10 protein-coding genes are annotated in these 11,553 nt (G+C 37.5%); all 10 read right to left on the reverse strand.

All coding sequences use genetic code 11. The features are described from left to right. Positions 1-30 precede the first annotated feature (30 nt). Positions 31-672 (reverse strand): sugar transferase, encoded by a 642-nt coding sequence (locus ABF638_RS20670; protein ID WP_435024870.1) that lies wholly within the window; start codon positions 670-672, stop codon positions 31-33. Between the two features lie 55 nt (positions 673-727). Then, complete coding sequence (locus ABF638_RS20675; protein WP_435024871.1) at positions 728-1,900, reverse strand: glycosyltransferase family 4 protein; 1,173 nt, start codon at positions 1,898-1,900, stop codon at positions 728-730. Then, complete coding sequence (locus tag ABF638_RS20680; protein ID WP_435024872.1) at positions 1,900-2,961, reverse strand: NAD-dependent epimerase; 1,062 nt, start codon at positions 2,959-2,961, stop codon at positions 1,900-1,902. Before ABF638_RS20680 ends, ABF638_RS20675 begins: the two co-directional genes overlap by 1 nt. A 338-nt stretch (positions 2,962-3,299) precedes the next feature. Continuing rightward, positions 3,300-4,580 (reverse strand): nucleotide sugar dehydrogenase, encoded by a 1,281-nt coding sequence (locus tag ABF638_RS20685; protein WP_435024873.1) that lies wholly within the window; start codon positions 4,578-4,580, stop codon positions 3,300-3,302. Between the two features lie 243 nt (positions 4,581-4,823). Then, positions 4,824-5,948 carry a sensor histidine kinase gene (locus ABF638_RS20690; protein ID WP_435024874.1) on the reverse strand — a complete coding sequence of 375 codons (1,125 nt, stop codon included), beginning with the start codon at positions 5,946-5,948 and terminating at the stop codon, positions 4,824-4,826. 42 nt (positions 5,949-5,990) lie between these two features. Continuing rightward, positions 5,991-6,389, reverse strand: a complete 399-nt coding sequence (locus ABF638_RS20695; protein WP_435024875.1) for a hypothetical protein — start codon at positions 6,387-6,389, stop codon at positions 5,991-5,993. Beyond that, positions 6,390-6,887 carry a Rab family GTPase gene (locus ABF638_RS20700; protein WP_435024879.1) on the reverse strand — a complete coding sequence of 166 codons (498 nt, stop codon included), beginning with the start codon at positions 6,885-6,887 and terminating at the stop codon, positions 6,390-6,392. It lies immediately after the preceding gene. Between the two features lie 17 nt (positions 6,888-6,904). Continuing rightward, a complete protein-coding gene (locus ABF638_RS20705) occupies positions 6,905-8,689 on the reverse strand; it encodes an OmpA family protein (RefSeq protein ID WP_435024876.1) in 1,785 nt (594 codons plus the stop codon). Between the two features lie 106 nt (positions 8,690-8,795). Continuing rightward, on the reverse strand, positions 8,796-9,404 hold the full coding sequence (locus tag ABF638_RS20710) for a hypothetical protein (protein WP_435024877.1): 609 nt from the start codon (positions 9,402-9,404) through the stop codon (positions 8,796-8,798). A gap of 386 nt (positions 9,405-9,790) precedes the next feature. Next, positions 9,791-11,449, reverse strand: coding sequence for a glycoside hydrolase domain-containing protein (locus ABF638_RS20715; protein WP_435024878.1), 1,659 nt, complete (start codon positions 11,447-11,449; stop codon positions 9,791-9,793). Between the last annotated feature and the right edge of the window lie 104 nt (positions 11,450-11,553).

The raw sequence follows: 11,553 nt of genomic DNA on the forward strand, positions 1-11,553 counted from the left end.
TTAAAATTAATTTACAAATTATTCTTTAAGTTAGCCTTTGAATTCCTCCGATGTAACGTGACCTTCCTGGGTGACGCTTTCTCGTTGCATTACTTGCCATATAGTCATGAACAAAATTTTCAGATCAAGCCACAGACTCCAGTGATCGATATACCAAACATCCAACTGAAATTTTTTATTCCAAACTTGATCTAATGTGCGGCGACCATTAACTTGCGCCCAGCCAGTAATACCCGGCTTTACTTCATGGCGACGTGCTTGTTGAGGGGTATAGCGGTCAAGATACTTTACTAATAACGGGCGGGGGCCAACAAGACTCATGTCTCCTTTTAAGACATTCCAAAGTTGAGGTAATTCATCAAGACTAGTTTGACGCAGCAATTTACCAAAGGCTGTGAGGCGTTTTTCATCAGGAAGAAGATTGCCTTCAGTATCGCGTTCATTGGTCATAGTACGGAATTTGTAAAAGTTAAAAATCCGAGCATTTTGACCAGGGCGGGGCTGGGTGAAAATCACTGGCTGACCCATGCGAAAATAAATAGCGATCGCTACACCCATGAGTAAAGGAAAAAGAAAAATTAAAGCGATCGCTGCCATAACTCTATCTAATATAGATTTGATTAATCCGCTGTAGTTTTTTAAGTTAATGCCCTGAAATCTTTTAAGATTCATAAATACACCTTTGTCTCTTATTCCTCTTATATATGTGAGACTTTTTTCAAATTTTCTACTTATGAGATATTGAATAAATTCCTAATTCTTCATAATACTTACTCAGTCGAGCAAAAACTAATTCCTCATCATATTTAACTTCGACTCGCTCACGACTAGCTTGACCATAAGCTTGTCGCAACTCATAGTTAGATAATAGTATTCCCAAAGCCTCAGCTAACTTTTGACTATTTTGAGGTAGCACAATTAAACCTGTTTTCCCGTGAATTACAGCTTCTCGACAACCCCGAATATCTGTAGTAACAACTGGTAAACTCATTGACATTGCTTCTAGAATAGATCGGGGTAATCCTTCATGACTGAATGTAGGCAACACAAAGATATCTAACAGCCCTAAAAGTTCTGGTATATCTTGACGTTTACCTGTGAGAGTAATATGTTCCTCAATTCCTAAAGAGTGAATTTTTTTGATTAGTTCTGCTTGAAAAGGTTCAGGATCAGTATCGAGTTGTGAGCCAATTACCAAAACTTGCAAATTAGGAAAATGAGGAAGTAGTTTTGCTGTGGCTTCAATTAAATATTTACTGCCTTTTTTACGGGTTATACGTCCAATTGTGCCAATAATTAAGTTTCTACTATCAGGGATACCCAAGGATTTACGCAATTGATTTTGATGAGCCAAATTGAGGCGATCGCACTTAAAACGATCAATGTCTACACCGTTACCCAAATAACATACTTTTTCCGGCGGACAAAGACCTAATTTTTTGGCTGTGGCAATATCTTCATGATTTTGAGTAAGGATCAAATCAGTTATGAAAGCAGCAAATTTTTCGACAATAAAATAAAACCGATATTGACTAAGTGAGGACTGATCGTGAAACGGAAAACCGTGAGCAGTGTAGACAATTCGTTTAACACCAGCTAGTTTGGCTGCAATCCGACCTAATACAGCAGCAATTGGAGTATGTACGTGAACAAGGTCGTACTGATTTTTTTGAATTAATCGCGTCAGTTGATAAATACTTTTCAAATTCAAGAAAGGAGATATCCGACGGTCAATTTGAATTGGATGGACTATGTATCCTTGTTGTTGTAATTGTTCAACTTCTAAACCTGGAGAGCAAGCTATTTCAACTGATAGATTATGAGACAATAAATAATCAATCTGAGGTCTTAAAAGAATCTGGGCGGTGTCTCCAATTGCACAAATATGTAGTATTTTCATTATTCCCGACTCCCCACTTTTACCCAAGAATTTTGGGTTAATTGAGTCCTAGCATTCTGATAATAAGAACAATACCAATCTACAAAACGTCCAATTCCTACCTCAATAGGTGTGCTAGGTTTAAAACCTACATCATTAACTAAATCATCAACATCTGCATAAGTAATAGGGACATCACCAGGTTGTAAAGGGAGCAAATTCTTTTGTGCTTTCATTCCCAAACAATCTTCTAGCACTTCTATAAAGCGCATTAATTCAACTGGTTGATTATTACCTATGTTGTAAATTTTATAAGCAGCCTTACTCGTTCCTGGGTCGGGTGCATCTCCTGACCAAGCAATATTTGGCTCAGGTATTTTATCCATCACCCGGATAATACCTTCTACAATGTCGTCAATATATGTAAAATCTCGGCACATTTTACCGTAATTAAACACATCAATCGGCTGCTTTTTCAAAATCGCTTTAGTAAACAAAAACAGCGCCATATCTGGACGACCCCACGGCCCATAGACAGTAAAGAAGCGAAGTCCAGTTGTTGCTAAACCATATAAGTGGCTATAACTATGAGCCATTAACTCGTTAGCTTTTTTTGTAGCAGCATATAAGCTAACTGGATGATCTACATTGTCGTGAATAGAAAAGGGTGTTTTAGTATTAGCACCGTATACAGAACTAGAAGAGGCAAATACTAAGTGTTGAACGCCTGAATGGCGACAACCTTCGAGGATATTAATAAAGCCTACTAAGTTGCTATCTACATACGTATGAGGGTTCTTGATGGAGTATCGGACACCGGCTTGTGCTGCTAAATTGACCACCACATCAAAGCGTTGTTCGGCGAAAAGTTGAGCTATAGCTACTGAGTCTGCCAAATCCAGTCTATAAAAACTAAAATTTGGGTTTTCCTCTAGTTGAGCTAAACGGTCTTTTTTAAGTAGGACATCGTAGTAATCATTTAGGTTATCTAGACCAACAACCTCATCACCTCTGATTAATAAACGTTGGCTGAGGTGAAAACCAATAAAACCAGCAGCACCAGTGACTAAAACCTTGACCATGATGTTTCTCTAAGTAGCTAGGTGTAAATAAATTAAAGTTTGTAGTGAGTTAGCGCGGTCTTGGGGGTTTCCCCCATGAGCGACTAACGAACCCGTTCGCGCAGCGTCTCCGTTAGGAGAAGGGTAAGGACTTTAGTCCTGATAATCCTGAAGAAGCGATGAATCGCTCACTACGAACTAGGATTTTATGTTTAACAAAGTTTGGGGGTTTAAGTCCTCTGGCTCTAAAGGCAGAACGTTTTGCGGTGGGGTTCAAATCCCCAGACACTCGCGGACTCGCTAATGCAAAACTGCATTACGAATTACGAATTACGAATTATTTAATTATGTCTACCTACTTATAAGCTCCAGTAATGAATATGATGTGGTAGTGTAGTCTGATTAAAAATAGACTTGATATCCATTAGCACTCCACCTGGACGCAAACAGTTGAAAAGTTGTTCGCAAGGCATATCTAAGTAAGCCTGATGGCTGACTGCAAATATTACCCCATCTAAATCACATAGGTTATGCCAATCTACTAAATCAATCCCATATTCTTGATATGCTTCATCAGGATCAACCAGAGGATCGTGTAAGAGTGGTTCAATACCGAATTGCTGCAATTCTGCCACCATATCTGGTATGCGACTATTGCGGATGTCGGGTACATTTTCTTTAAAGGTAAGACCAAGAATTCCTACCCGTGCTTCTTTAATCGACAGGTTAGCTTCAACTAAGAGTTTGACAAAACGCTGACCCAGGTAAGTACCCATACTGTCGTTAATCCGCCGACCGGCGAGGATGACTTCGGGATGGTACCCCAGTTCTTCTGCCTTGGTAGTTAAATAGTAGGGATCAACCCCAATGCAGTGACCACCAACAAGTCCTGGTGTGAATGGCAAAAAGTTCCATTTGGTGTTTGCAGCTGCTAAAACATCGTGGGTGCGGATACCGATGCGATCGCATATTAACGCCAGTTCGTTCATCAAAGCAATATTCAAGTCTCGCTGAGTATTCTCAATGACTTTGGCAGCCTCAGCGACTTTAATTGAAGAGGTGCGATAGACACCGGCATCAATAATGGCTGTATAGACATTTGCAACTCGTTCCAAAGTTTCAGCATCTTCCCCAGCTACCACTTTGACAATCTTTTCCAGAGTATGAGCCTTGTCACCCGGATTAATCCGTTCTGGAGAATAGCCCAGCTTGAAATCAACACCCATTTGTAAGCCTGATACTTTCGCCAAAGTTGCTCCGCAGATATCCTCTGTAACCCCTGGATAGACCGTCGATTCGTACACTACGATCGCACCAGGTTGTAGTACTTTCGCAACGAGTTCAGAGGCTTTAATCAGCAAGCTGAGGTCAGGATTATGGTTGCGGTCAACTGGGGTTGGGACGGCAATCACAAAAAAGTTTGTATCTACCAAGTCGTAAAGGTCTGAAGTGATGATGAGACTAGAATTTATTAACTCATCGGTAGAGATTTGTCCCGTGCGATCGCAGCCTTGTTTTAAACTTTTAACTTTCTCTAAATTGATATCAAATCCAATAGTGTAGGGAAACTTTTTGGCAAACGCTAGGGCAACAGGTAGTCCAACGTAGCCAAGACCAATAACAGCAATGCGGTTGCTCATGTCTTAACAGGAGTATAGTTAAATATACGAAGTTTGACAATTGTCATTTATCAAAATGACAATTTTTTGATAATTCAGATAAGTCTGATTTGTTAACTTTGAAATGTGAGGATAGTTAATACAGGAATCCTCTTCTGCTTCAATTTTGTAGCACTTTTTTATTTGAGTAATGCCAACTTGGCGCAGCTTCTATAAATAAAAAGACATAACCGCATCTATTTAATTGTCTGTCTGTAGTTATTCTTACTTTAATGCTAGTCTTGGCAAGCGGAACCAAAATCTAGAACCACCTTCAGGACGAGGTAAATAACCAATTATACCTCCCCAGCGTTCGAGTGTGATTCTACAAAAATAAAGACCTAAACCCGCTCTCCCTGATTTATCTTTACCTTGGGAGAACTTTTGAAATAAATTTTTTACCATTTCTGGCGATACACCCAAACCCTGATCATCTACAGTAACTAAAACATATTCCCCATCTAATTCTAGACCAATAGTCACAGTAGAATCTGGTACACTATAACGATATGCATTTTCTACTAGATTAGAAATCACTCTATCTAAACGAGATTGATCTCCAATAACTGTCCAGTCTATTGTCTTATCAATGTTAGCGGAAAAATGTAATTGTATATGATTAAGGGCAAAATTAGGCTTTAAAAACTCAATTACCTCTTGGATAGAATTTAATATATTGGGTGCTTCTTCAATACCAGTAGGAGAGTTTTCTGGTAATAGTACTTCATTAGAAAAAGCGTCTAAAGTATCCTTAATTAGCATCTCTTGTTTGAGACATTGCTTGATACCAGTTTCTAAATACTCTTTTCCTTTAGGTGTTAAATTCTCAAATTCCAGGAGTGCAAAACAGCAATTTATAGCACTTAGCTCCACTGCTATATCATGTATAAGACAATGGATTAAAACATCTTTTTTTTGATTATCCTTGAGCAATTGCTGATAAATTAACTTATATTCTCTAGCTTTTTGTAGAATATACTGCTGTTCTTTATAAGAATCTTTTAAAGCTTTAATCAATAAAAATTTTCTATTATCAACAAAAATTGCATAAGCTTCAAATTGATATTCTTGCCCAGTTGCATCTATTTCAGTCCATAAACCTGAACTCAGTTTTTTAACATTATTATTATTGTTAATCCAAAATTCTTCAGCATCAATTAAAAAATTCTTTAAAAAAGAAAACTCTTCCTGTGGTATTGATATATTTATCCCTGATGCTAATTCTTTACAATAAAACTGATTGTACCAATCAGGTAAATTACCAATTATTTTAAATAATCCTTCATTAATTTGCTCTAACGCTAGAATATCTAAAGCGGTGAGCATATCATTTGTGATAGATGTATTCATGGGTTAAATCTGCTACGCTCAATTAATTTTGATTCTAGGTTACTAATTTAAATTTCTATTTAATTTTTCCTGTAATAGTCTGAAATCATTAGCTTTTTGTTGAATAGGAAAAAGGTAATCTCTATCACAGCTACTATCTAACATCAATACCCAATCTACTTCCTTCGTCGGTAATATATGAACATCTACACAACTGCCATACTCTGTTTGGATAAATGGTATAAATAGGGAGGCATTATCTAGTGGTAGTAGACCTTCCAGAAAAATAACTTGCTCTTTTGCATTTTCTCCTTTACGGAGATTAGTAATTCCATATTCTGCCAACTTCCCACCCCAACTTAGGAGGCTGCCATCTTTATTAACCAACAGATAGGCAAGAGAAGAATCTGCTGTTAGAAAATTTAGAATATAGGTAATCACGAAAACAGGAATATCTAACATTTAGCAATCCAATATTTTTTTAGTAAGAGTTTGAAAAGCTTCTTCTACACCGATACCACTTTTAGCACTGGTTTTAATCACAATCCAACCCTTTTGTATAACATCATCTATTTCAGCAGATTCAATTTCCCATTCATCAGTTATATCCCATTTGTTCATAACCAAAATAAAGGGAACTTGCCCAATCGTATCTTCTACTTTTGTTTGTAAATCAAAAGCTTGTTCTAAAGTATTATGCCTTGTACCATCTACGACTAATAAATAACCAGCAGAACCCCGTAAATAAGACATTTGTAATTTTTGGAATTCGTCTTCTCCATAAATATCCCAAAGAATAAGATTTATTTTGTTGTCTTGAATATCTATAGTTTTTTTATCAATTTTTACACCCACTGTAGTATGATATTTTTCTGAAAAAATACTGTGGACTAACCTCGCTACTAAACTAGTTTTACCTGTGGCAAATGCACCGATCATACAAATCTTTTTCTGGATAATCATAAATTGATCTAACTTTATTTAGAGGTATTAGCTATGAATACCTTGAAAGATACTCTCCGATTAACTTTTTTAGATTCTGGTGTTACTTCTGGCTGTAAAGGAATGCTATAACTTACTCCTATGGCTTTAGATTGGTTTATATTAATTCCTTGAGATTTTAAATAAGATAGAATTTTATTAGCACGGGCTTGACTGAGCAGCTTATTTTGTCCTTCTGTTCCAGTGCTACTGGTATGTCCAATTATTTGAATTTTTGCATTTTTCCCAAGATACTTAGCAATATCTAAACATTTGCGGATGGATATAAATAAATTAGGTAATTTGTCAGCTTCACCAGGCATGAAATCAGTTGTCCCTTCTGAAAAAAATAGTATTTGTTGTTCTATTTGTTTTTTGTATGATTCTAATTGTCTCAGTTCTATGTCCACAAGATTTTTGTCTTGTAATTTGGTGACACCAGGAATAAAATACCATAATTTGCGTGCTTCTAAAATCCATTTACGAGGGGCATAACCAGTAATATTAAGAACACCGTTATTATCAACTTGTAGTGATACAGTTTGCGGTGGACTTAACAATTGTTCAACTCTTTTGGTAATCAATTGCGGCTCTAAAGAAAGATAAGGTTGCCATTGGCTACTTACCATTTTGGGATTAATATTTGTTTGTTGTATCAATGTATTGGGATCTACTGCTAAAGGATCGCGCATTCCCGAAATAAAGTATTTTCCAAAACCTTTCTGGGAGTTTATTACAACAATTCCTGGCTGAGAGTTGAGTTTTTGGAGATAGGCTTGCCAACGGAGTTGCTCTCTAATTGTAAAAAAGCCCCAAATTCCGCAAGCGATCGCGATCGCACCCAAGAAAGCCCAGGCATAGGTATAATTTTGTTTAGCCGGAGATTTATACTGAATTACCAGACAAGCTTCTAAATAAGGCTTACTTAGCTGAAATGCTTCTGTCTCCCCTGTAAAATTTTTAATTTCTCTACTGAGCTTCAGGTGTATTTTTTCTATTGCTTCTCGCAAAACTAACTTTAATTCTTGGGGAGGATTTCCCCGAATCATCGCTGCTATTAACGCTTGCGGCCCCTCTTCAATCCAAATCGTGAGTTCTCCAAAGCGTAAACTCTTTATCCCATCTCCTTTTTGAATACTGAACGAATCTTGGACAAAATCTTGAATAGCTGTCAACATAGCAGCTACTAAATCGGGATCTTGAACTGCTACCTGCGTTGTTACTAAATGTTGAAGCAATAATCCAGAGTTTTTATGAATCAGAAATATTTGTTCTACTCGATAAACTAACGTCCGTAACAGCACAATTTCCGCAAATGATTTTCCTGTGCGTTTCGCTTCTAGTCTCCACTGAAAACTCTGTGGAGATAAGCTATGTTCCAGGGTTTGATTCATCGATTGCATCATTTCCTCAAGAGCCGTGGAAATCGCCTTGCGAGTGGCTGGCCCAATCACTGGAAATAATGAATCTGCAAGCACATTGTGGTCTTGTTTAACAGAAACTTCAATAGCGTCTTCCACAGTTGACACCATTACTTGTCCAAGTTGTTTATCTTGCTTTGACCGCAGGATAACAGCTTCAGGAAGCATCTGGCTAATATCTTCTGGTTGAATTTGAGGGTTGTCTAATCGCTCATAAAATTTTTTAAGTTTAGTCGGCTCAATATCCAGAAGCAAACTGCGGAGTAGAGTTAGTTCATCATTTATTTCGGAGGTTTGGCTGTTGCTATTCAAAGCTTCAGAGGATGCTTTCGGTATTGGATTTGTTGAATAGTCACTCATTACCAAAATCCCCCAATTCACAATTTATCTGAAATAGCATTCTGTTGTAAACAGGAGAGACACATTGATGGGTCAACAATCAACTTTTTGCCTTTAAACTTTTAGCTTAAGACTTGTTCTCTGCATTCAGTCGAATGGCTAACTCTGTAAACATAGCAGCAAGATTGGAGCGATCAGTTTTATCCCTGCGAAGTTCTTGAGCTTCCCGTTCTAATAAAGCTAGAATTTCCTGAGATTTTTGCTGGATATCATCTTGTAAGCTTTTAGATTGATTGAGAATCTGCTCACGTAACTCTCGTTGACTATTAGTCGTTTGTTGATCAAATTGATTAATCTTGTTTTCCAAAGATGTAATTATATTTTTACTTTCTTCAGCAACAGCTTTCACCTGACCATCACGTTCTCCCTGTTCATTTTTTAGCCGTTCTGTTAAAGAATCAACTTCTTGTTTGATATAATTTTCTAAGGCATCTAGACGTTTTCTTGTTTCATCTCGGACATTGCCCAATTCTTTAATTAGATGTTCTTCTAAACGAGCAAACCTTTTTTCAGTATCTCGCGTTTGATTACCAAAAAGAATTTCTCTAACTTTATCTAAGTTGCTATTTTCGCTAATATAATTACTGCTCAAATGCTGCTTATTTATTTCTGAATTAGATCCCCATTTTTCTACTTCCAAGGAATTATTATGGCTGTACTCTTCCGATGGGTTCATCTTTTGAATTCCTTTTAAAACTAAAAGTTGGTTTGGCTGTTAGTCGCAATACCATATCTAGAGCCTAGATATTAGTGGGTATTAAGGTGCGTTTTGATACAAAAATATTATTTTACTTAGATAAGTAATAAAACATCTAAATTTCAGTCATTGGAAGCATAAGTAGTGGTTTTTATCAGTATTCTATTTTAAATGAAAAGGCGAACTGACATATACAATGCTGAAACTAGTAATCATTGATGGATAAATTTCCTGTAGAGACGGCGATTTATCGCGTCTCTCTAACCGTCAAAATGAATTTGACAGAGTACTAGTAGTACCTGCTACGCAGCGAAAAAGCCACCTAAGTACAAGTGGCTTTTTGCTCAATCTTAATTTCAAGATGCTTATTGAGAAGAGAGTTTCTCTATTTCCTCACCCAACTGTCGCCGGACTGATTCCAGCAGATTTGTATCCCGCGTCCAGTTTTTCCAGTCCATACCGACACGCCGAGCTAATCGAAGTCCCCACTTGTGGCGATGTCTACGACGGGCTGCGCCTACGCTATTTTTGAGGATTTCGAGATATTCGTAATCTTCTACCCCTTCCCTGAGCCACTTGAGTCTCATAGAAGGGACAACTCCTGTCAAACCTACCTGTTTACCAGGATAAAATAACATTCCTTCACCAGGATAATAGTCTTTCTCTTGGGAATAAGTTTGAATGTCGTTCCACGGATCTTTTGTCCATAGGTCAACTCGCCAGTATAAAATCCCTGTCAGTCCCAGGCTTTGGCTAATGAAACCTGGGTGAATTCTGTAGTTTATCGGTTCAAAATCTATCTGCCATTTAGGCGAGTAGCCATCCTGTACCAAAGCGTTGTAAGACCAAACTTTGTCTCCTTTTTGCAGAACCTCAGATATTTGTTTTGGAGCTTCATCATAAGATTCTGGCAATACTACCCAGATGTCTACAGCAGAACGTCCAGTTCCAGAACCATCATCATAAAGCGCTGGTGTAGGAGTCATGGCTAAGGCTGTTGCGATTCCAGCTTGGTGAAAATTTCGCGCCCATTGCTTGACTGGTTTAATCAGATTTGGACAATTATCAATTTCATCGGCATATCTAGTATAGAGAAATAGACTAGATTCATGTTTAGCAGCAGTAGTTTTAATCTTCTTAAGAGAAGGGGCTGGAGACATTTTGCAAGTACTAACATTAGCCCCGCTCCAAAAAGAAAGACTTCGAGAACGGAGTCCCCATTGCTCCATTAATTCTGGTTCATCTGCGGGATCAAAATGCGCGTCAGGCATTAACTTATGTTTGAGAAGTTCTACCATGTCGCTTTTATTTTTATGTTCATAAAAGGTGAACTCTGAATTAAGCGATGGTTTTATCGGTAACTCAAAGTTCCAAACTTTTAGGTGGATTTTGCCTGTAATTTTTCCTTGGTCACTGCTAACAGTATAAGTGCCATTATATTCACCAGCTTGAGTGTCACGGGGTACGAATATATCTACCCAAATTGGTTGGTTATTCCTAGCTTTAAGATTAAATGGAACTGCATCTAATTCAGCATCCTTAATATCTGCTTGGTTTTCAGGATTCAGAAATGGAATTAGCCCATCAGCATACCATCCAGTACCTAAAGGGGGATTGCTACTGCCTTTTTTGTTAGGGCTGGAATGAGTAACTTTAACGTAATGTTCTCGGTAGAGCGTAATATTACTATTGGGAATTACTTGATTGTTTGGGCCAGATAAGCTTGAGACTGAAACATTAACGTTTGTCAGTCCACTATTTGGTGCGCGGATTCCGATTTGAAAGGGTTCATATTCCCCACGGGCAGCATATAAATCAATGCGGGTTTTAGTTTTTGGTAGGTCTTCTCGTTTTATCCTTTCTAAATTTGAAGTTACCCAGACAAAGGGATGATTAGTTAAGGATGAGTTGTTTGCTAATAGCCCGATGCTTGAACAAGCAAATAAAGTAAATACTGTTCCTAACATCAAGATGATAAGCTTAAATCGGTTAACAAATCTTGTTTTTTTGTTAAAAATAAACATTTAAATTTCTCCTTACTCTTGTCATTTTTTAATACAAAATTTTCATGAGAAGACGCGATAAATCGCCGTCTCTACAAGGATCAATCTTTCGTCTTGACGGCGAT

This window comes from Nostoc sp. CALU 1950, assembly GCF_051172895.1.
Lineage (GTDB): Bacteria > Cyanobacteriota > Cyanobacteriia > Cyanobacteriales > Nostocaceae > Nostoc > Nostoc edaphicum_A.

Bases quoted from the DNA above. Each gene is read 5' to 3' on its own strand.
- ABF638_RS20670 (WP_435024870.1), bottom strand. From the start codon at position 672: ATGAATCTTAAAAGATTTCAGGGCATTAACTTAAAAAACTACAGCGGA.
- ABF638_RS20675 (WP_435024871.1), bottom strand. From the start codon at position 1,900: ATGAAAATACTACATATTTGTGCAATTGGAGACACCGCCCAGATTCTT.
- ABF638_RS20715 (WP_435024878.1), bottom strand. From the start codon at position 11,449: ATGTTTATTTTTAACAAAAAAACAAGATTTGTTAACCGATTTAAGCTT.
- ABF638_RS20690 (WP_435024874.1), bottom strand. From the start codon at position 5,948: ATGAATACATCTATCACAAATGATATGCTCACCGCTTTAGATATTCTA.
- ABF638_RS20695 (WP_435024875.1), bottom strand. From the start codon at position 6,389: ATGTTAGATATTCCTGTTTTCGTGATTACCTATATTCTAAATTTTCTA.
- ABF638_RS20680 (WP_435024872.1), bottom strand. From the start codon at position 2,961: ATGGTCAAGGTTTTAGTCACTGGTGCTGCTGGTTTTATTGGTTTTCAC.
- ABF638_RS20710 (WP_435024877.1), bottom strand. From the start codon at position 9,404: ATGAACCCATCGGAAGAGTACAGCCATAATAATTCCTTGGAAGTAGAA.
- ABF638_RS20685 (WP_435024873.1), bottom strand. From the start codon at position 4,580: ATGAGCAACCGCATTGCTGTTATTGGTCTTGGCTACGTTGGACTACCT.
- ABF638_RS20705 (WP_435024876.1), bottom strand. From the start codon at position 8,689: ATGAGTGACTATTCAACAAATCCAATACCGAAAGCATCCTCTGAAGCT.